This is a genomic window from Tardiphaga sp. GW821-FHT12E02 (assembly GCF_058807155.1).
Genome location: NZ_JBXAQK010000001.1, coordinates 2,503,229 through 2,524,222, shown reverse-complemented (window position 1 = coordinate 2,524,222; position 20,994 = coordinate 2,503,229). Strand labels below are relative to the sequence as shown.

19 protein-coding genes are annotated in these 20,994 nt (G+C 62.6%); 9 read left to right on the top strand and 10 right to left on the bottom strand.

All coding sequences use genetic code 11. The features are described 5' to 3' along the window. Nucleotides 1-128: 128 nt before the first annotated feature. The 7 genes from AC1RQ5_RS11895 to AC1RQ5_RS11865 form a co-directional block, all read right to left on the bottom strand. Nucleotides 129-542 carry a hypothetical protein gene (locus tag AC1RQ5_RS11895; RefSeq protein ID WP_493199143.1) on the bottom strand — a complete coding sequence of 138 codons (414 nt, stop codon included), beginning with the start codon at nt 540-542 and terminating at the stop codon, nt 129-131. 19 nt (nt 543-561) lie between these two features. Then, on the bottom strand, nt 562-1,680 hold the full coding sequence (locus AC1RQ5_RS11890) for a cobalamin-independent methionine synthase II family protein (protein WP_493199141.1): 1,119 nt from the start codon (nt 1,678-1,680) through the stop codon (nt 562-564). A 19-nt stretch (nt 1,681-1,699) separates the two neighbouring features. Then, entirely contained in the window at nt 1,700-2,437 is a 738-nt protein-coding gene (locus AC1RQ5_RS11885) for an ABC transporter ATP-binding protein (protein WP_493199139.1), read from the bottom strand. Beyond that, nucleotides 2,430-3,182 carry an ABC transporter ATP-binding protein gene (locus tag AC1RQ5_RS11880; RefSeq protein WP_493199137.1) on the bottom strand — a complete coding sequence of 251 codons (753 nt, stop codon included), beginning with the start codon at nt 3,180-3,182 and terminating at the stop codon, nt 2,430-2,432. The genes AC1RQ5_RS11885 and AC1RQ5_RS11880 overlap by 8 nt, the downstream gene beginning before the upstream one ends. Further along, nucleotides 3,179-4,195, bottom strand: a complete 1,017-nt coding sequence (locus AC1RQ5_RS11875; protein WP_493199135.1) for a branched-chain amino acid ABC transporter permease — start codon at nt 4,193-4,195, stop codon at nt 3,179-3,181. Before AC1RQ5_RS11875 ends, AC1RQ5_RS11880 begins: the two co-directional genes overlap by 4 nt. Nucleotides 4,196-4,199: 4 nt before the next feature. Next, nucleotides 4,200-5,066, bottom strand: coding sequence for a branched-chain amino acid ABC transporter permease (locus AC1RQ5_RS11870; RefSeq protein ID WP_493203395.1), 867 nt, complete (start codon nt 5,064-5,066; stop codon nt 4,200-4,202). A gap of 140 nt (nt 5,067-5,206) precedes the next feature. Beyond that, entirely contained in the window at nt 5,207-6,376 is a 1,170-nt protein-coding gene (locus tag AC1RQ5_RS11865) for an ABC transporter substrate-binding protein (protein WP_398480869.1), read from the bottom strand. 228 nt (nt 6,377-6,604) lie between these two features. Between AC1RQ5_RS11865 and AC1RQ5_RS11860 the strand changes: the two genes are divergently transcribed. Then, complete coding sequence (locus AC1RQ5_RS11860; protein WP_398480867.1) at nt 6,605-7,084, top strand: MarR family winged helix-turn-helix transcriptional regulator; 480 nt, start codon at nt 6,605-6,607, stop codon at nt 7,082-7,084. Between the two features lie 74 nt (nt 7,085-7,158). On the opposite strand, the gene AC1RQ5_RS11855 is transcribed toward AC1RQ5_RS11860, so the two are convergent. After that, nucleotides 7,159-9,768, bottom strand: coding sequence for an autotransporter outer membrane beta-barrel domain-containing protein (locus AC1RQ5_RS11855; RefSeq protein ID WP_493199132.1), 2,610 nt, complete (start codon nt 9,766-9,768; stop codon nt 7,159-7,161). Between the two features lie 324 nt (nt 9,769-10,092). On the opposite strand from AC1RQ5_RS11855, the gene AC1RQ5_RS11850 reads away from it, so the two are divergent. Beyond that, complete coding sequence (locus tag AC1RQ5_RS11850; RefSeq protein ID WP_398480861.1) at nt 10,093-10,359, top strand: hypothetical protein; 267 nt, start codon at nt 10,093-10,095, stop codon at nt 10,357-10,359. Between the two features lie 18 nt (nt 10,360-10,377). On the opposite strand, the gene purU is transcribed toward AC1RQ5_RS11850, so the two are convergent. Continuing rightward, nucleotides 10,378-11,238 (bottom strand): formyltetrahydrofolate deformylase, encoded by an 861-nt coding sequence (gene purU / locus AC1RQ5_RS11845; protein WP_493199130.1) that lies wholly within the window; start codon nt 11,236-11,238, stop codon nt 10,378-10,380. Nucleotides 11,239-11,345: 107 nt separating this feature from the next. Between purU and AC1RQ5_RS11840 the strand changes: the two genes are divergently transcribed. The 7 genes from AC1RQ5_RS11840 to AC1RQ5_RS11810 all read left to right on the top strand — a co-directional run bounded on the left by AC1RQ5_RS11840 (nt 11,346) and on the right by AC1RQ5_RS11810 (nt 19,981). Next, the gene (locus AC1RQ5_RS11840) at nt 11,346-12,188 is read left to right on the top strand and encodes a uroporphyrinogen-III synthase (protein WP_493199128.1); all 843 of its coding nucleotides are present in this window, start codon (nt 11,346-11,348) and stop codon (nt 12,186-12,188) included. Between the two features lie 63 nt (nt 12,189-12,251). Next, the gene (locus AC1RQ5_RS11835) at nt 12,252-14,696 is read left to right on the top strand and encodes a CaiB/BaiF CoA-transferase family protein (RefSeq protein WP_493199127.1); all 2,445 of its coding nucleotides are present in this window, start codon (nt 12,252-12,254) and stop codon (nt 14,694-14,696) included. 139 nt (nt 14,697-14,835) lie between these two features. Beyond that, a complete protein-coding gene (locus AC1RQ5_RS11830; protein WP_493199125.1) occupies nt 14,836-16,083 on the top strand; it encodes a branched-chain amino acid ABC transporter substrate-binding protein in 1,248 nt (415 codons plus the stop codon). 211 nt (nt 16,084-16,294) lie between these two features. Further along, nucleotides 16,295-17,242: a branched-chain amino acid ABC transporter permease gene (locus AC1RQ5_RS11825; RefSeq protein ID WP_398480848.1), complete on the top strand. Its 948-nt coding sequence runs from the start codon at nt 16,295-16,297 to the stop codon at nt 17,240-17,242. After that, nucleotides 17,239-18,540: a branched-chain amino acid ABC transporter permease gene (locus tag AC1RQ5_RS11820; RefSeq protein ID WP_493199123.1), complete on the top strand. Its 1,302-nt coding sequence runs from the start codon at nt 17,239-17,241 to the stop codon at nt 18,538-18,540. The genes AC1RQ5_RS11825 and AC1RQ5_RS11820 overlap by 4 nt, the downstream gene beginning before the upstream one ends. Beyond that, nucleotides 18,537-19,286 (top strand): ABC transporter ATP-binding protein, encoded by a 750-nt coding sequence (locus AC1RQ5_RS11815; protein WP_398480844.1) that lies wholly within the window; start codon nt 18,537-18,539, stop codon nt 19,284-19,286. The genes AC1RQ5_RS11820 and AC1RQ5_RS11815 overlap by 4 nt, the downstream gene beginning before the upstream one ends. Continuing rightward, nucleotides 19,286-19,981: an ABC transporter ATP-binding protein gene (locus AC1RQ5_RS11810; RefSeq protein ID WP_398480842.1), complete on the top strand. Its 696-nt coding sequence runs from the start codon at nt 19,286-19,288 to the stop codon at nt 19,979-19,981. Before AC1RQ5_RS11815 ends, AC1RQ5_RS11810 begins: the two co-directional genes overlap by 1 nt. A 190-nt stretch (nt 19,982-20,171) precedes the next feature. On the opposite strand, the gene AC1RQ5_RS11805 is transcribed toward AC1RQ5_RS11810, so the two are convergent. Next, nucleotides 20,172-20,846, bottom strand: coding sequence for a Crp/Fnr family transcriptional regulator (locus AC1RQ5_RS11805; RefSeq protein ID WP_493199122.1), 675 nt, complete (start codon nt 20,844-20,846; stop codon nt 20,172-20,174). Between the last annotated feature and the right edge of the window lie 148 nt (nt 20,847-20,994).

Sequence of the window (20,994 nt, the reverse complement as noted above, 5' to 3'; positions counted from 1 at the left end):
GGCCAGAGCGTGGCGGGCGGGACGGGGCGGGCGTAGCGATCCCCATCGATGCAGGCCGCTGGTGGTGATGGGTTTTCGCTGCGCTCAACCCACCCTACGGCTCCTAACGCAGTCGTAGCGCGTTTCCCCTAGACGCCACTCCAAACGCGGCCGAACACAGCTTTGACGACCTGTTTACGACCAGGCCGGAGTTCGGCAACCATCGTCATGTGAAGATGGTCGCCGCGCAGGGCAAAGCCGACATAGAGTGGCGTCGATACGGACTTCCCCTCAATGCGCAGGGGCCACTGTCCCTCGCCTGTCGCCCTCACGGGATTGCTGGCTGGCGTGATATGAACATCGGCCGACCAGCCATTGTTGGCTGTCACCTTCAGGCGCTGACCTTGACCCGCAAAAGCGATACGACATTGCGGGCACTGGCCCGCGCTGGACGTAAGCTGCTGCCACTCGCCCGCCAAATCGGCGGACTGCGCATGTGCGCGGCTCACAGGGACAGCAAGCAGCGCAACGAAAACGACAAGCAGGCGGGCCAGCACGCGCACTGGACCCGCCCACATCAGATCACTTCCCCCAAACCTCATTCGCGACATCCACCGCGAGCTTCAGTTTGGCCCACTGCTCGTCCTCGCTGAGGATGTTGCCTTCTTCGGTCGACGCGAAGCCACACTGAGGCGAGACCGCCAGCTGCTCGAGCGGCGCGAATTTCGCGGCTTCGTGCAGGCGCGCGAGGACGTCTTCCTTCTTTTCCAGCTCGCCGAACTTCGAGGTGATGACGCCGACCACCACGACCTTGTTGCCTTTCGGCAGGAAGCGCAGCGGCTCGAAACCACCGGCGCGGTCCGAGTCGTATTCGAGGAAATAGCCGTCGTAATTGGTGCCGGCGAGCAGCGTCTCCGCCACCGGCTCATAGCCGCCCGAGGAGATCCAGGTGGAGCGGAAATTGCCACGACACACATGGGTGGTGATCACCATGTCGGCGGGGCGCTCGGCGATCGCGTAATTGATGATGCGCGAATAGATCTGCTGCAGGTTGTCCGCATCCTCGCCGCGGGCGCGGACCTTGGCGAGTTCGTCTTCCGAGCAGAGATAGGCCCAGACGGTGTCGTCGAACTGCAGATAGCGGCAGCCGGCATCGTAGAACGCCTTCACGGCCTTGCGATAGGTCTTGGCCAGATCCTCGAAGAACACCTCGATATCCGGATAGACCTCCTTCGAGATCGCCTTGCGGCCGCCGCGGAAATGCAGCACGGCGGGCGACGGGATGGTCATCTTCGCTGCGACGCCCGCGATATCCGCGTGGCGCTTGAGGAAGCGGAAGTGGTCGAGCATCGGATGATCGTCGGGGAAATCCAGCTTGCCGATCACGCGTACGGAGTCATGGCGCGTCTCGACGCCGGTGAACTGGATACCGGTGTCGGGATGATAGAGCTCGGCGCCGGTCAGCTGGGCGAGGAAATCGAAATGCCACCAGGAGCGGCGGAATTCGCCGTCGGTGGCGAGCTTGAGGCCGAGCGAGGCCTGGCGATGCACCACCTTCTCGATCTCGAGATCCTCGACCTTGCGCAGATCGGCGGCGGTGATTTCGCCCTTCTCCAGTTTGGCGCGCGCTTCCTTGATGGACGCCGGACGCAACAGGCTGCCGACTTCATCGGCGCGGAACGGGGCTTTGGTTCTCTGCATGGTCGATACTCCCGAATGATCAGTTGGCAGATGATGTCTTGTTGTTATGGCCGGCGCCGGCAACGCCGAGGAAGTGATCCAGCACGGCGGGATCGGATTTCAACGCTGCGCTTGCCGCATCATGAACGATCGTGCCGCGTTCCAATATCACGACGCGGTCGGCAAGGCCCAAGATCTTTCGCGCATTCTGTTCCACGATGATGGAACAGATGCCGCCGGTGCGCGAGATCTTGCCGATCGCCGCCAGCAGTTCCTCAACGATGATGGGCGCGAGGCCCTCGGTCGGCTCGTCCAGCAGCAGCACTTTCGGATTCAGCACCAATGCGCGGCCGACCGCCAGCATCTGCTGCTCGCCGCCCGAGAGCTGGTTGCCAAAGTTGTTCTTGCGCTCTTCGAGGCGCGGAAACATCTCGTAGACCTTTTTCACGGTCCATGGCCCCGGCTGCGCCACGGCGGTCATGTTCTCTTCCACCGTGAGCGAGCGGAAAATATTACGTTCCTGCGGTACCCAGCCGATACCGGCGCGCGCACGTTGATCGGCGCGGAGCGTGGTGACGTCATTTGCTCCAAGCTTGATCGTGCCACTGAAGCGGCGGGTGACGCCGACAATCGAATTGATCAGCGTGGTCTTGCCCGTGCCGTTGCGGCCGAGCAGCGCCAGCACCTGTCCTTCGTCGAGCGACAAGGTCATTTTCGGAATGACGACGGCTTCGCCGTAGCCGGCGCGCAACTCTTGAATGGCAAGGAGCTCAGACATCGGCGCCCTCGCCCAGATAGACCGCCTTCACCTGCGGATCGCGCGCGACGTCATCGGGCGCGCCTTCCACCAGCATGGCGCCGTTGACCAGCACCGAGATGCGATCGGCAAAGGAGAACACCAGATCCATGTCATGCTCGATCAGCAGCACCGTGACATCGCGCGGCAGGCTGGCCACCGCGGCGAGGATGTCGTGCCGCTCGCTTTCCGGCACGCCGGCCGCGGGTTCGTCGAGCAGCAGCACGCGCGGCTTCGCGGCAATGGCAACCGCGATTTCGAGCAAGCGCTGCTTGCCATATGGGAGCGTCGCCGTGCGTTCGTTCATCACGTCGAGCAGACGGAAGCGCGCGAGGTTTTCCGCGATCTCGTCATTGACGTCGCGGCGGGTGCCCATCAGGCGCCACCAGTCGCCGCCATGGCCGAGACGCTCCGAGACCGCAAGGCCCACGGTCTCGCGCGGGGTCAGGTCGGGATAGAGCTGGTTGATCTGGAAGGTGCGCGACAGGCCGCGCAGCACGCGCTTGTGCACGGGCAAATCGGTGATGTCGGTGCCTTCAAGGATAATGCGGCCGCTATTCGGCTTCAGCACGCCGGTGAGCAGATTGATCACCGTGGTCTTGCCGGCGCCGTTGGGGCCGATCAGCGCATGACGCGCGCCGGCGGCGACCTTCAGCGAGAGATCGCGGGTGACGCGGAGGCCACCAAAGGACTTTTCGAGGTTGACGGTTTCTAGCGCGATGGTCATTGCGCCCTGCTCCGCGTGAATTTGCTGGCGATCAGCAGCGGCACAAACATCGCCCAGCGATGCAGCCGATCGCGCCCGATCAGCACGATCACCACCAGCACGGCGCCGATCCAGAACATCCAGAATTGCGGTGTGATGGTGGAGAAGAATTCCTGCATCAGCTTGAAGACGACGGCACCGATCAGGCCGCCATAGAGATAGCCGGTGCCGCCGATGATCAGCACAAGCAGCAGATCGGCGGAGCGATCGAAGGCGAAGCCATCGAGCGAGGCCAAGGCCGTGGTCTGTGTCGAGAGCGCGCCAGCGACGCCGGCATAGAAAGCAGCGAGCGTGTAGATCGCGATCAGGCGGCGGTTGACGGGAATGCCGATGGCGGAGGCGCGCAGCGGGTTGTTGCGGATCGCCCGCACCGACAGGCCGAAGGGCGAATTCACGATCCGGCGTGCCACCACGAACAGAATGAACAGCACGACCAGGCAATAGATGAAGCCGACCTTGCCAAAAATGTCGAAAGCGAACAGGCCGAGGATCGGCTGCATCTCGATGCCCTGCAGGCCGTCGGAACCGCCGGTGATGTTGGAAAACTTGTTGGCGAGTTCACGCAGCAGCAGCGCGATGCCGAGCGTCACCATCAGGCGCGTGAGATCGGACCCGCGCATCACAAGGAAGCTGGTGACGAAGCCAAGCAGCATCGCGGCGAGACCTGAGACGATGAGCGCCAGCACGGGCTCCTTCACGAGGCCGTGCAGCGCGAGAAGGCCCGCGCAATAACCGCCGAAGCCGAAGAAGGCGGCATGGCCGAGCGAGACGATGCCGGCATAGCCGAGAATGAGATCGAGCGAGAGCGCGAACAGTGCGAGCCAGGCGATTTCGGTGAGGATCAGGTAGCGGTTCGGGAACAGCAGGATGCAGCCTGCGGCACACAGCCAGAAAACAACCTCGGGCCAGCGCCACTGCGCGCGCGCCATGGGGATGGTGCCGACTTCGGGATGGGTGGTGGAATCCGCGCTCATGCCCTCACCTCGCCGCCGTGCGGCCGAACAGGCCATGGGGACGCCAGAGCAGGATCACGATCATCAGCGTGTAGATGACGAAGGCGCCGAGCGTCGGCACGTAATATTTGCCGGCGACATCGCCGACCCCGAGCAGCAGCGAGGCCAGAAACGGGCCCGTGATGCTGGAGGAGCCGCCGACGGTGACGACGATCAGAAAGTAGATCATGAACTTCAGCGGGAAATGCGGATCGAGGCCGAGGATCTCTGCGCCGAGGGCGCCGCCCATGCCGGCGAGACCGCAACCAAAGGCAAAGGTGAAGGCGAAAACCTGCGGCACATTGATGCCGAGGCCGGAGGCGGCACGCGGATCATCCACCGCAGCGCGCAGCCGGCTGCCGAAGCGGGTCTTCGACAGGATCATCTGCAGCGCGATGGTCAGCAGGCCGCAAATGACGATGATCATCAGCCGGTAGCGGCCGACATGCAGGCCGAACAGCTCGATCTGCCCCTGCAGATAATCCGGCAGCTTGATGAAGGTCTGGGACGAGCCCATGACATAGTCGGTCGCCGTCACGGCCATGAAGACGAGGCCGATGGAGAACAGCACCTGGTCGAGATGGCTGCGATTGTAGAGATGGCGATACAGCGAGCGCTCGAGCACAGCACCAATCAGCGCGCTGGCGACAAAGGCCATCGGAAGTGCGGCGAAGAACGGCCAGCCGATGCGATTGACGAGAATGGCGCAGATATAGCCGCCGGCCATGGCAAAGGCGCCATGGGCGAGATTGACGAAATTCATCAGGCCCAGCGTCACGGCCAATCCGCATGCGAGCACGAACAGCAACATGCCGTAGGCGACGCCGTCGAACAGGATGGTGAGGAGGGTCATGAGGACATCTGCTTCGCTGGACATGGAATGCCCTCATGCTGAGGAGGCCCGCAGGGCCGTCTCGAAGCACGAGGGCATCGATCGCTATACCATCCTTCGAGACGCCCGCTGACGCGGGCTCCTCAGGATGAGGGCCGAGTTTACTTTTTCGTCTTGCCCGGATCCTTCACCGCCTCGAAGGTCGCGAACTCTATGTTGTACAGTTCACCATCCACCTTCTTCACTTCGCGGATATAGATGTTCTGCACGATGTCACGGGTCTCGGGATCGATGGAGATCGGGCCGCGCGGGCTTTCCCAGGCCATGCCCTTCATCGCCGCAATCAGGCTGTCGCCATCGGCCTTGCCGCCGGTCTTCTTCAGCGCCTCGTAGATGAGATGGATGCCATCCCAGCCGCCGACCGCCATGAAGCCCGGACGGGTGTTGTAGGCCTTCTTGTAGTCGGCCACGAAAGCCTTGTTCATCGCCGACGGATGCGCCGCCGAATAGAGATGCGCGGTCACGGCGCCAAGCGCCGAGTCGCCCATATTGTTGAGCAGGTCGTCATCCATGACGTCGCCGGGTCCGATCACCTTGATGCCGGACTTGTCGAGGCCCCGCTCCGCATATTGCTTCATGAAATTGCCGCCCTGCCCGGCCGGCACGAACACGAACACCGCATCGGGCTTGGCATCCTTCATGCGCTGCAGGAACGGCGCGAAATCCGGATTGGCGAGCGGGACTTTGACTTCCTCGACGATGGCACCGCCACCGGCCGTAAAATGCTCCTTGAAGGCGGCGAGCGCGTCATTGCCCGGCGCGTAGTCGGAGGTCAGGGTCACCACCTTCTTGATGCCGTTCTTGGCGGCCCAGTCGCCGATAATGGTGGAGGACTGCGCCAGCGTGAACGAGGTGCGCGCGATATAGGGCGAACGCTCGGTGATGATCGAGGTGCCGGCAGCCATCACGATCAGCGGCACTTTGGCCTGCGTCGCGAGCGGTGCTGCGGCGAGCGCAGCCGGCGTCACGCCAAAGCCGGCGATGATGTTGACCTTGTCGTTGACGATCAATTCCTGCGCCAGGCGCTTGGTGTTGTCCGGCAATGCGGCGTCATCCTTGAGGATGACCTCGACCTTCTTGCCGGCGACGGTGTCGCCGTTCTTCTGCTGATACAGCTTGATCGCGTTGTTAATCTGCTGGCCGGTGGAGGCCTGGCCACCCGTCATCGGCACGATCAGGCCGATCTTCACGGTTTCCTGCGCCTGCGCCACGGCACCCAGCGCGAACACGCCGGCGGCAGCCACCGCTCCGGAAATAAACGTCCTCAGCATCGTTTCCTCCTCTGTGCGTGATGTCGGCTCTTGAAGGCCGAAAAGATCGAAGTCCCCATACGCGTCGGTCCGCGATATCGAAGCCATGTTGACGTGTCAACGGTTGCCTTGACAATGCGCCGCGGAGGCGTGAACTGCGTCATTCCGCAGCATCGTGACATACTGCTAAAGTCTAGCAGGAGACCATGACGCGCCTGTTTTGGGACGTTTCAGAGCAATTCATTTCGCATGACAAAACCGGTCATCAACCACACCCGCTACGTCCCTGCCTTGATCAACTTCCTGGCCAACAAGCTGGCCGGCGGGGCGTCGAGCGCCTATCGCCGGGAATTCGGCGTCGGCGTCACCGAATGGCGGATCCTGTCCAAACTCGCCAGCGAGGACGCGTGCACCGCACAGCAGATCTGCCAGTATTTCGATCTCGACAAGGGATTGGTCAGCCGGACGCTGAAATCGCTGGCCGATGCCGGCAGTGTCACAGTGGTCGATCAGGGCGATGGCAAGCGCATCATCGTGATGACCAAGGCCGGCCGCGCCCTGCATGACCGGATCATCGAACTGGCACTGGACCGCGAAGGCGTGCTGCTGGATTGCCTGAAGCCGGACGAGGTGGAAGTGCTGATCGACCTGCTGCGGCGGCTATTGGCACAAACGCCGGCGGTGAATGCGGTGCAGGTGCGGAAAAACAAAGGCCGTAGGGCGGATTAGCGAAGCGTCATCCGCCGTTCTTCGCCACATGGACTCGGCCGGCGGATTACGCCTTCGGCTAATCCGCCCTACGATCACCACGCGTAGCGCACCACGCCCTTGCCGGCATAGCTGCGCGTCACCTCGGAGAACTCGCCCTCGAATGTCGCGCCGACGCTGATGCCGCTGGCGAAACGCCATTCGGCTTCAGCCGTGGTGAGCGCGGCATTCGCAGCGGGACGTGCACCGTTGACCACAAAGCTCGCGCCGGGCAACGACTGGAACGTGGCCGAGGCGGAGCGCTCGGTGTTGTAGTCGTGCGCCCATGCGGCGCGGCCGCGCAGGATCAGCACTGCATCGTTGATCGCGAACGACTTGTCGCTGCGCAGGCCGAGTTCGGTCCGCGGTGCAGCGATGCCCTTGGCGGCGTAGGCAAGCGCAAACGTGCCGCCACCGGAGGCGGCGCTTTCCGCATAAGCGGGCAGATCGAGATAGGTTAGCTGGGCCGCCGCATAAGGCGTCAGGCCGACACCACCGAGCCATGGCATCGCAAAGCGATGGCCGCCTTCCAGCCGCGCCGTATAGCTGTTGGTATCGAATTTGGCGCGGAGCTGCTCGGCACCAACTGCGCGATCCGTGCTGACGCTCTGCCAGCCATAGGCTGCGCTCGCCGTGATGTAGGTTGCCCCGATCTCGTGACGGACGAAGCCGCCGAGCTGGAACAGATCGCTGTGGCCACTGCCGCTGCCCGCAACACTGTAATTGGTTGCGCCACCGGCGAGCGCGAAGCCCGCCACCGTCTGCGGCGACAGCCAGTAGTCTGCGCCGACTGCAGCACCCGCGATACGGCTGGTCGATGTGCTGGTGCCACCGGCTGAATTGCCATCGGTGGTCTGCGTCCCGCCGAAGCCGGACACCCACAAGCTCCAATGCGGCACGAAATTCTGCGCACGCGGCACGGCCTTGGTGATGGCCGCATAGGCATCGCGCTCGCTGCTCGAACGCTTGCGCCCGTTGGTAGCATGGGCATAGGCGTTCATCGGATCGCCCTCTTCCGCAAAGCCCATCGCCGACGGCGCGTTGGCACCGCGGCCGGCCATGGTGGGATCCGACAGCGCACCGACGAATTGCGTCGCCGCGGTGAAGCCCGGCTGCTGCGTGCCGACATTCGTCTCGCCGGAGACCTGCGTCAGCCCTGTCGGCGTCAACGCGCCGAAGGCCAGCGGGATGCCGCCATTGCTGTTGAAGGAGTTGATCAGCGCATTGCCGACGGCATTCTGGTTCGACGACAGGCCATTGCCGAAGGATGGTGTCGGTGGCGCCGGTGTTGGCGTCGGCACGAAATTGAGCGTGAGATTGAGATAGGCGTTGTTGGTGTCGTAGCTTAGATTCGATGTGAAGTTCGTCGGCAGATTGGTGTTCACCTGCGATCCGAACGTGCCGTTGACGCCGCCGGCGGCGTTCAGGATGGTGTATTGTTTATTGATATAGCTGCCATTGGCAAAGCTCGCATTCACCGTCGCACGACCGAGCGCTGCAGTGCCCGAGACATTCACACGGTCCGCATTCGACGGCGATACCTCGACCGCATAGATCGACGCCGACGTGAAAGCGAGATTGCCGGCGACGTTGAGCGTCCCAATCGAATTGCCGGGAGCCAGCCGACCGCCATCGATCAGCGTATTGCCCACCGTGCCGATGCCGCCGAGCGTACCGCCTGCAGTCACCGTGGTAAGCGACGAGGTCGCGATCGATCCGTTCACCGCGAGCGTGCCGCCCTCGATCACGGTTGCGCCGGTGTAGAGATTGGTGCCCGCCAGCGTCAGCGTGCCGGTACCGGTCTTCAACAATGCGCCGCCCGAGACACCCTGATTGCTGCAAGACTGGCCGGAGGGGCCGCAATCACTGATTACGCCCGTGAAGCTAGAGCTCAGATTGTTGCCGCCAATTCCGAGCCGGCCGCTGCCGACATAGACCACACCCATGCCGGCAAGCGACCCGATCGTGTATTTGTTGTCGCCGAGCGCGCCGGTGCTGTAGGTGAAATCGATGACACTGTTGGCCGCGTTGTTGATGAGCTGCGCCGTGCCCCCGTCACCGAAACTGGAGAAGACCACATTGCGGTTGTTGGTGATCGTGGAATTTCCGGCCGTGGTATTACCGCTGAAGTAGATATAAGAATTGTTGACGATCGAGGCATTGCCGGCCGTGCTATTGCCCTCGAAGTTGATCTGGTTCGAACTGGTGATGCTGGCATTGCCCGCACTGCTGGTCCCGAAGAAGAAAAACTGGTTGTAAGTGCCGACATTGGTGATGACCGCGCTGCCGGCAGTGCTGGCACCGTAGAAGAAGAGCGTGTTGCGGTTGTTGATCGTGGCGGCGCCAGCGCTGGCGCTGTTTTGAAACACGAGCATGAAATTATTGGTGATGCCGACGCTGCCCCCATTCACGGTGATGCCCGCACCGCTGAAATTGAGCGATTCACTGGTGGTGAACGTGTAGGCGGCGGCATCTGCATTGAAGGTCCAGGCGCCGATATTGAACGCCGCTCCTGCCACCGTCAGCGCCGTTATGCTCGATGCACCGAAATAGCCGATACCGGTCGGCACCGTGCCGGTGCTCCAGTTCGCGCCGGTCACGAGGCTGTTGGAGCCCGGCGTTGCCAGCCAGGTGGCGTCCTGCGCCGCGGCCGGTGCGGACAGCATGATGCATGCCAACGAGGTACCCGCGAGAAAGCGCGAGGGTCGAAACAATGATTTGGTCAAAATGCCTGCGTCCAAAACAGGCCGCACCGAATCGGTGCGGCCATACCGGGACGCTAGGTGTCGGAAAGCGTACTCACAAACATCGAGAGGTAGATATATACGCAACCGGAAGGCGACGTTGTCGGCTGGATGTCACGTGGGAAGCGAGCCTCTCAAGAGCGACGGGCAAGCAAATTTAATTTTCTCCCCCCGCTACCTTCAATTTTCCGGAAACTGCGCCATATTGGTGAGTGTTCACCCACCCAACCTCGCCGTGTTGCCGCAATGCCCATCAATCGCCGCTTCGTCACCGCCGTCAGCCTGGTCCTGCTGTCCTGCAGCCTGTCTGGCTGCGGATCGATCAGTTCGTTCGTGGCCGGGGGAATGGCAGATCTCATTCCCGCTTGGGCGGGCGGCCTGCCGGCCGATGCACCGCCGCGGCCGGGGACGCCGGAATATGACGCTTATCTGAAGAAGAGCCAGCAGCCGCAAGGCGATGCTGCCCATGGTCCCGATCCGGCCACATCGCCGTCGGCCAGCGCCATCCACTGATGGCGCCGACCTCCCATATCAATTGGTGAACACCACCGTCTTCTTGCCATTGAGGATCACGCGATCTTCAAGATGATGACGCACGGCGCGGGCGAGCACCCGACGCTCGATATCGCGGCCCTTGCGCACGAGATCGTCCGGCGAGTCGCGATGGCTGATGCGTTCGACGTCCTGCTCGATGATCGGACCTTCGTCGAGATCGCTGGTGACGTAATGCGCGGTCGCGCCGATCAGCTTGACGCCGCGCGCATGGGCCTGGTGATAGGGCCGCGCGCCCTTGAAGCCCGGCAGGAACGAGTGATGGATGTTGATGCACATGCCGGACAGCTTTGCCGACATGTCGTCCGACAGGATCTGCATGTAGCGCGCGAGCACGACGAGTTCAGACTTCGTCTCGTTCACCAGAGCCCAGATCGCGGCTTCCTGCTCGCTCTTGGTCTCCTTGGTGATCGGCAGATGATGGAACGGGATATCGCCGAAATCGATACCGCTATAGGTCTCGCGCGGATGGTTCGAAACGATTGCCGTCGGGATCATTTCGAGTTCGCCAGTGCGCCAGCGATAGAGCAGATCGACGAGGCAGTGATCCGACTTCGAGGCCAGGATCATGACGCGGCGCCTGGTCGCCTGATCGCGCATCTGCCAGGCCATCTTGAAGCGCTCGGCGATGGCGCCGAAGCCGGTCTGCAGCGAGGCAAGATCGACATTCACATCGGCCGCATTGAACACCACGCGCATGAAGAACACGCCGGTCTCGTTTTCGTTGAACTGCTGGGCATCGACGATGTTCTGGCCGTTATGAGCGAGAAAGGTCGAGACGGCGGAGACGATGCCGGGGCGATCCGGGCAGGACAGAGTGAGGACGAAGTGGTGCGACATCTGGGGCTACTGGCTTGAGATTCAGGGAGAAATTTTGCCCTGCTCTATCATCTGGCATAGGTTTGCGCCAATCCGATTGCGCACTGCAGTAAATGAAAGATGCCACCATGGCTGAGCGACTGGACGGCACCCGCATCCTGATCCTGGAAACCCGCGAAGAGGCGCAATTCTCCAGACTTCTCAAGGAGAAAGGCGCGGATGTGCTGCAATGCCCGATGTTCACCATCGAGGACCCACCGGACCCGAAACCGGTGCTGGACTGGGTTGCCCGCTTTGTCGCTGATCCCTTCGACGACCTGGTCCTGATGACCGGCGAAGGTTTGCGGCGCATCCTCAAAGTGGTGCGGCAGCACGATGGCGAAACGGCATTTGTCGCGGCCGTCAGCAAATCGCGAAAATTCACGCGCGGGCCGAAGCCCGGCAAGGCGCTGCGCGAGATCGGCCTCGCCCCGGATGTCACGACCGAGAAGCCGACTTCGGACGGCATCGTCGAAATGCTGGCGACATATGACCTCAAGGGCCGCCGCGTGGGACTGCAGCTCTATCCGGAGAAGGACCACACGGTGCTGATTGGCGCTATCGCGGCGCTGGGCGCCAGCATCGATACCGTCCTGCCCTACATCTACGACTCCAAGGCCGCCGACACCAACATCCTTGCTGCCATCGACGAGATGGAGAGTGGCCGCATCGATTCCATCGCATTGACCAGCTCGGGTCAGGTGCGGCGGCTGGTCGATGCCGCGCGTGCGCATGGGCGTGAAAAGCAATTGCGCAGCGCACTTGCAAAGACTCCGATTGCGTCCGTTGGCCCTGTCGTCTCAGACGAGTTGCAGGCTTACGGTTTTCGCGCATCGATCACGCCGGCCGAGGATGCGTTCTTCATGCGCCCGCTGATTTCCGCCATGTCCGTGGCGCTTGGCCAATCTGCAACGCGAAACGCGACTGCGTGACTTGACCCACGCACACATCCCGACATGATGCCCGCCCAACAAGAATGAACGGGCGGGAATGGAATGTCGAAATTGCCACTGGCCGATTTGCGTGTGGTGGAAATTGGATCCGGCGACCAGCTGGGTTATTGCGGCAAGCTGTTTTCCGATTTCGGCGCTGAGGTCATCAAGATCGAACCTGATGGCGGCGATCCGATGCGGCAGCATGCGCCTGTTGTCGATGCCGGCAATGGCACGCGCGAAGGTGGCGTGTTCGCCTGGCTGAACACCAACAAGCACAGCGTGGTTGCCGATCTCGACGATGCCGCGGATGTCGCCGCCATCAAGGAGCTGCTGCAAAGCTGCGATCTGCTGCTGGATGCGCGAGCCCCTGCGAGCATTCCAACATCATTGCTCAATCACGACGATCTGCGCCGCGACAATCCCGGCCTCGCCATCACGGCGATCTCGTGGTTCGGCGAGAACGGGCTCTATTCGGATTTCCGCGCCACCGATGCCATCTGCCGTGCGCTGTCCGGCAATGTGAAACTCGTCGGCAGCAAGGAGGGCCCGCCGGTGCTGCCGCGCGACGGCCAGATCTCGGTGATGACGGCGCTGACCGCTTTCATCCCCACACTGGCCGGGCTCTATGATCGCAAGCGCGGCGCGCGGCGATTTGCGGTCAGCGCCCATGCCGCGATGCTGCATATCAGCGAATTCGACACCGGGCTGGCCTTGGAAGTCGGTTTTACGCGCCCGCGCACGGCGCTCAATCGTTTTGGTCGGGGCTATCCTGTCGGCAATTTCCCGACCAAGGACGGCTGGCTCGGCGTCACGGTGGTGACGCCGGCGCAATGGGCGGCATTCTGCGTGATGCTGGGTCTGCCAGAGCTGGAGAAGGAAACCAAATTCACGGACGGCCTCGCGCGCGCCAACAACTCCGCCGAGCTTGCCGCCATCTTCCAGCCGATCCTGCTGCAGCGGAGCGCCGACTACTGGTTCGAAAAAGGCATCGAGCTGCGCATCCCGCTGGCGGTGGTGCCGAGCATGGAAGAGTTGCTGCGCCAGCCCTATTACCGCACGCGCGGCGCTTTCGCGACAGTCACCATCGGCAGCGGCTCGTTCGAGGCGCCGGTGCTGCCGCAGCACCTCACCGGCTCGCCCCCGATCGCCAATGGCAAAGCGCCGCTCGCGGGCAGCGATGAAATTGCGAACTTCAAGCCCCGCGATCGCATTGCGACACGACAAGCGACGCCCGATGATCCGCTGCCCTTGAAGGGCCTGCGCATCGTCGATCTCACCATGGGCTGGGCCGGCCCGACCGCGACACGACAGATGGGCGATCTCGGCGCCGACGTCATCAAGGTGGAGTCGTGCCAGTATCCCGACTGGTTTCGCGGCACCGATCCGCGCGGGCCGTATCATCCCGAGCGCACCTACGAGAAGGTCTACTGGTTTCAGCAGATGAACCGCAACAAACGCGGCATCACGCTGGATCTCACGCAGCCGAAGGGCCTGGCACTGCTGAAGCGCCTGATCGCCGATGCGGATGCCGTGATCGATAACTATGCGGCGGACGTGATGCCGCGGCTCGGGCTCGATCCGGACTCGATGCGAAAGCTCAATCCAAAACTCATCGTGGTCACCATGCCGGCCTTCGGCATGACGGGCGCCTGGAGTGGCGTGCGCGCCTATGGATCGACGCTGGAGCAGGCCTCAGGCTTGCCGTCGATCACCGGCCGCGAAGGTGATCCACCGACCATGGTGCATACGGCGCTCGGTGATCCCTATGGTGGCGTCAGCGCGGCGGCGGCGCTGCTGATCGGCTTCATGCATCAGAAGCAAACGGGCGAAGGCCAGCATATCGATCTCAGTGCCACCGAAGCGCTGCTGCCCATGGTCGCGCCATCGGTGATCGAGCAATCTATCAACGGCACGACAGGTCCGCGGCTCGGCAATCGCCATCCGCGCTTCGTGCCGCATGGCTGCTTCCCCTGTATCGGCGAAGACCAGTGGCTCACCATCGCCGTGCGCGATGACGACGAATGGCAGGCGCTCTGCAAGGTCATCCACCGGCCAGACCTCGCCGAGGACGCCGCCCTCGCCACCGCCGACGGCCGGCGTGCCGACGAGGACCGCATCGAGGTGGCGATCCGGCACTGGACCATGACGGTGCGGCCGGAGCTTGCCATGAATGCGCTGCAGGATGCCGGCGTGCCCGCGGGCACCGCACGGCTACCGATGGATATGGCCGGCGATCCGCATCTGCTCTCCACGGGCCACTGGCAGCCGAAGACGCGCCGTTTCATGGGCCCGCATCTGCTGCCCTCGGTTGCCTATCGCGAAGGCAGTTCCCGTGCGCCCTATGCCATCACCCAACTGGCGCCGACACTTGGCCAGCACAATGAGGAGGTGCTGCGCGAGGTGCTCGGGCTTGATGCGAGCGAGATCGCCGAATTGCGCGGTGCGGAAATCATCGGCGATACGGCGATATCTAAAAAGGCCAAGGCCACCGTTACCGCGAAGTAATGTGCCTACGACGAAGGGATGCTTGCGGCCTCTGCTGCATTCGCTCACACTCGCCGCCAAGAACCGCCGGTGAACGGATCAGCAAAGATTCGGCGCCGGACCCACGGTCAACCCAATCCATAAATCAGGGAGAAAACACATGCATAAACGGCATCTCATCAAATTGGCCATCGGCGCGAGCCTTGCACTGCCGTTCTTCGGCATCGCAGCAATGGCCCAGGAAACCGTCAAGATCGGCTATATCGATCCGCTCTCCGGCGGCGGCGCCAGTGTCGGCGAAGGCGGGTTGAAGACCTTCCAGTACCTTGCCGAGGAATTGAACGCCAAGGGCGGCATTCTCGGCAAGAAGGTCGAGGTCATCGGGCTCGACAACAAGACCAATCCGCAGGAAAGCCTGATCCAGGCGCAGAAGGCCATCGATAGCGGCGTGCGCTACATCACCCAGGGCAACGGCTCGTCCGTCGGCGGCGCGCTCTCGGACTTCGTCACCAAATACAACGATCGCAATCCCGGCAAGGAAGTCCTGTATTTCAACTATGCCGCCGTCGATCCGATCCTCACCAACGACAAATGCAGCTTCGCGCATTTCCGCTGGGACGCGAATTCCGACATCAAGATGGAAGCGCTGACCAACTACATGAAGACCGCGCCGAGCATCAAGAAAGTGTACCTGATCAATCAGGACTACTCGTTCGGCCAGTCGGTGCGCACCCAGGCCCGCGCCATGCTCAAGGCCAAGCGCGCCGATGTCGAGATCGTCGGTGACGAGCTGCATCCGCTGCTCAAGATCACCGACTTCGCGCCCTATATCGCCAAGATCAAGGCATCGGGTGCCGACAGCGTGATCACCGGCAATTGGGGCCAGGACATTGCGCTGCTGCTGAAAGCGGCCGCCGATGCCGGCCTCAAGGTGGGCTGGTACACTTACTATGCCGGCGGCGCCGGTGGCCCGACCGCCATCAAGCAGACCGGTCTGAACCATCAGGTGTTCCAGATCACCGAAGGGTTTGCCAATATCGACCACAAGGCGTCGGTGGACTTCGAAAAGGCCTTCCGCGCCAAGGTCAATCTCGGCCTGTGGTATCCGCGCGCCGTGAACGAAATGCGGATGTTTGCAGCCGCCGCCGAGAAGGCGAAATCGCTCGAGCCGGTGAAGGTTGCGGCGGCGCTGGAAGACATGAAGTTCGAAGTCTTCAATGGCGGCGAAGGCATCATGCGCAAGGACGACCACCAGTTCTTCCAGCCGATCTATATCTCGTCCTTCGGCGAACGCACCGACAAGGAGCCATTCGACGAGGAAAACACCGGTTGGGGCTGGAAGCTGGCCGCGAAGGTCGACACCAAGGACACCATGCTGCCAACCACCTGCAAGATGGAACGGCCGTAAGGCCCTGCCTTCTCCCCGCCAGGCGAAGCGAAGCTTCGCTAGGCGGGGAGAAGGTGGCGTCGCGAAGCGACGACGGATGAGGGGAGCCTCCGCGAGCTCGGAGCGCGTGGAGAGCCCCCTCACCCGCCCCGGCTTCGCTGCGCTTCGCCGGGTCGACCTCTCCCCGCGAGCGGGGCGAGGTTAAGAAGCACCAGCCACAGGCTTCCCTCTGATGCTCGAACTCATCGTCATATCCACGCTGAACGGCATCCTGTTCGGCATGCTGCTGTTCCTGATGGCCTCGGGCCTGACGGTCATTTTCAGCATGCTCGGCGTGCTCAATTTCGCCCATGCCAGCTTCTACATGCTCGGCGCCTTTTTCGGCTTCCAGATCAGCAAATGGTTCGGCTTCTGGCCGGCGCTGATTATCGCGCCCCTGCTCGCCGGCGCACTCGGCGCCATGGTCGAGCGCTACGGCCTGCGCCAGGTGCACAAATACGGCCATGTGCCCGAACTGCTGTTCACCTTCGGCCTCGCTTTCGCCATCGAGGAAATCGTGCAGATCGTCTGGGGCAAGAGCCCGGTGGATTTCCGCGTCCCCGCGCTGCTCGACTTTCCCGCCTTCACGCTGTTCTCGACCAACTATCCCGCCTTCAAGATCTTCATGCTGGTGATCTCCATCGTGATCTTCGCAGGCCTCCTGATCACGCTGAAGAAGACGCGTGTCGGCCTGATCGTGCAGGCCGCCCTCACCCATCCGCATATGGTCGGCCATCTCGGCCACAATGTCGGACGCATCTTCATGCTGGTGTTCGGCGTCGGCACCGCGCTGGCGGCAGTGGCCGGTGTGATTGCTGGCCCCGCGCTGGTGACGCAATCCAACATGGCCGGGCTGCTCGGCCCGATCCTGTTCGTTGTCGTGGTCGTCGGCGGCCTCGGCTCACTGCCGGGCGCTTTCATCGCGTCGCTGCTCATCGGGCTCGTGCAGACATTTGCGGTCTCGATGAACGGTTCGCTCGCCGGCGCCTTCGGACCGTTGGGCCCTGACCTCGCCGCTACCTGGCTGTCCGATATCTGGAACGTCACCATCGCCCAGATCGCACCGATCATGCCCTATTTACTGCTGGTGCTGATCCTGATGTTCCGCCCGATGGGCCTGCTCGGGACGCGTGAAACATGAGCGACGCCACTATGAATATCGCGCCGCCCGCGCCCTCGGCCTCCGATCGCCTGAAGTTCTACGGCCTGTGGATCGTGGCTGCGGCCGTGCTCCTGATCCTGCCGAAGATCTTTTCCTCCGGCGGATCGCTGACGACGTTCAGCCTGATCGGCATCTCGATCATCTTCTCGCTGTCCTACAATATCCTGCTCGGCCAGACCGGCATGCTGTCGTTCGGCCACGCGGTCTATTACGGGCTCGGCGGCTTCCTCGCGATCCATGCCATCAACATCATCGCCAAGAACAAATTCGCGATCCCGCTGCCGCTGGTGCCGCTGATCGGCGGCGCCGCCGGGCTCATCTTTGCGATGCTGCTCGGCTGGGTCTCGACCAAACGCTCCGGGACGGCCTTCGCGATGATCTCCCTTGGCCTCGCCGAACTGGTCGCGTCATCCGCGCTGATCCTGCGCACATTCTTCGGCGGCGAAGCCGGCGTGTCCGCCAATCGAACAAAGGTATTCCGCCTGTTCGACTGGAGCTTTGGCCCGCAGATCCAGATCTATTATCTGGTCGCGGGATGGACGCTGATCGCGGTGATTGCAATGTATGCGCTCACTCGCACGCCGCTCGGGCGGATGTGCAACGCTGTGCGCGACAACCCCGAACGCGTGCAATTCGTCGGCTATGATCCTCATGTGATCCGCTACATCGCCTTCTGCTTTTCCGGCTTCTTCGCCGGCATCGCCGGCGCCCTGGCGGCGATCAATTTCGAGATCGCCAATTCCGCCTATCTCGGCGCGGTGCAGTCCGGCACCGTGCTGTTCGCCACCTATATCGGCGGCGTCGGCTTCTTCATCGGCCCGATCGTCGGCGCCATTTTCGTGACGTTGCTATCACTCGGGCTCTCCGACCTCACGCAGGTGTGGCAGCTCTATTTCGGCCTGATCTTCATTGCCGTGGTGATGTTCGCGCCGGGCGGCCTCACGGGCCTGCTGATGATGCATTGGCCATTGATCAAGGCGGGCACAATCGGCCGGGTGCTCCCGGGCTATCTCATCGCCTTCATCCCGACGCTGGCGATGCTGGTCGGCTTTATCCTGTCGGTTGAAGTCATCGTGTTTCACATGGTCCATGCGGGCGGGGATTCGCATATCAAGGCGTTCGGCATCCCGTTTGACGCCGAGAACCGGGCGGTCTGGGCCATTGCGGCCGTGCTGCTGTTCGCGGGCGCCTTGGTTGCACGCAAGACCTGGAAGATGATCGCTGCACGCTGGGACGACGCCCTCACTGAAGCCCGTGCGAAGGGAGTGGCCGCATGAGCAACGCCATCGAGTTGCACGGCGTCGAAAAGACGTTTGGCATCACAAAGGTGATCCAGAACATCGATCTGAAGGTCGCCAAGGGCGAACGCCATGCGCTGATCGGCCCGAACGGTGCCGGCAAGTCCACGACCTTCAACCTGATCTCCGGCTATATGAAGCCGACCACCGGCACCATTCTCCTGAACGGCCAGGACATTTCCGGCCTGCCGCCGTTCCAGATCAATCGCCGCGGACTGTCGCGCTCGTTCCAGGTGACGAATGTGTTCGCCAAGATGACCGTGTGGGAGAACCTGCGCTGCGCGGTACTGTGGGCCACAGGACATCGCTACGCATTCTGGAAGAATGTGGATTCGCTGCCCGAGGTGCGCGAGCGCACCGCGCAGATCCTGCAGGACATCAGCCTGGTGTCGCGCCGCGACGTCCCGGCGGGGCTCTTGACCTATGCGGAGCAGCGCGCGCTGGAGATCGGCATCACCATTGCCGGCGGCGCCGATGTGATCCTGCTCGACGAGCCGACCGCCGGCATGAGCCATGCCGAGACGGAGCGCGCGGTGGAGCAGATCCGGCGTCTCACCGAAGGGCGAACGCTGCTGATCGTCGAGCACGATATGAGCGTCGTGTTCGGCCTCGCCGACCGCATCTCGGTGCTGGTCTATGGCGAGGTGATCGCCACCGGCACGCCCGACGAGATCCGCGGCAACAAGAAGGTCAAGGAAGCCTATCTCGGCGAGGAGGCTGCCTGATGCTCGAGGTCAAGGATCTGCACGCTTATTACGGCAAGAGCCACATCCTCCAGGGCGTGGACCTGCATATCGATGCCAGCGAAGTAGTGAGCCTGCTCGGCCGCAACGGTGTTGGCCGTTCCACCACCGTGAAGGCGATCATGGGCGAGGTGCCGCCACACGGCAGCATCAAGTTCAAGGGCCAGGACATTGCGGGCCTGCCGAGCTTCAAGATCGCGCATCTCGGCCTCGGCTATGTGCCGGAGCATCGTGACATCTTTCCGGGCCTGACGGTGCGGCAGAACCTGATGCTGGGCATCAAGGACACGCGCAAGCCCGGCAAGTGGCGGCTCGACGACATGCTGGAGATGTTCCCGAACCTCGCAAGGCGTGCCGATACGGCCGCTGGCGTGCTGTCCGGCGGCGAGAAGCAGATGCTCACGATCTGCCGCACGCTGATGGGCGATCCGGAACTGGTGATGATCGACGAGCCGACGGAAGGTCTGGCGCCGCTGATCGTGCAGCAGGTCGGCGACCTCATTGCCGAGATCGCACGGCGCGGCGTGGCGATTTTGCTGGTGGAGCAGAAGCTGTCGATCGCGCTGCGCATTTCGCACCGGGTCTATGTAATGGGCCACGGCCGCATCGTGTTCGAGGGCACACCCGCGGAGCTGAAGGCGAATGACGGCGTGCGGAAAGAATGGCTGGAGGTTTAACCTCTCCCCGCTTGCGGCAATGGATGAGGATAGTGCTCGGCCTGCATGGTTCGAGACGCCCGCTTCGCGGGCTCCTCACCATGAGGGTCTTTTATAGCGCTACACTCTTCCCTTATCCTGAGGAGCGGCCTTCTTAAGCCGCGTCTCGAAGGATGGCCGCAAACTGCTTGCGGCAATCAGAGACGCCGCTTCACTCCCCATACGTGCTCAACCGCTCCAGATCGATCACCGTCACGCCACCATATTCCAACCGCAGCAGGCCCTCTTTCTCCAGCGTCTGCAGGCACTGATTGGCCTTCTGCCGCGAGATGCCGGAGATCGCGCCGATCTCTTCCTGCGTGATGTCCAGATGCCGGTTGGCGTCGCGATACAGGATCGGGTTGAACAGCGACGCAATACACCGCGCCAATCGTCCGGTCGCATCCAGCATGCGGCCATATTCGGTCAGCGCGATGAACTGACCGAGCCGTTCGTTCAGCAACGACACCAGAAACCGGTTGAAGCCGACGCTGTTCTCGAACAGCCAGAAGAAGGTCGTCCGGTCCATCAGCGCCACGCGTGAATCGCGCATCGCCACGATGTCGTAGCGGCGCGGCTCGTTCTTCAGCACGCTGCCCTCGCCGAACCACGCCCCCGCCGTGAGCCCGGTGATGCTGACCTCCTTGCCGCTGCGTGAGATGGTCCCGATCTTGACCAGACCCGACACCACGCCGGTCCAGTAATCGAACACGTCGCCGCGCATGGAGACGAACTCGTTCGCATTGAAGGATCGCTCATTGACGCCGGCACGCGCGACCTCGATCTCGCGCTCGGTAAGATCGCGCGCCCACGCCGCGATGGTCTTCAGATGATCCGCAGCAATCATGCCACCGCCGCTTATCCACTTGTTGCGACGCAACAAACCATGCCACGCGACAAAATGCCTGACAGATTGTCGGGCGCGAGACATTTCCCGGAGCCGGTTTAACGTAGGGAGAATGATCACGGAAGGTTCATTAGTCGAATGGCCGAGA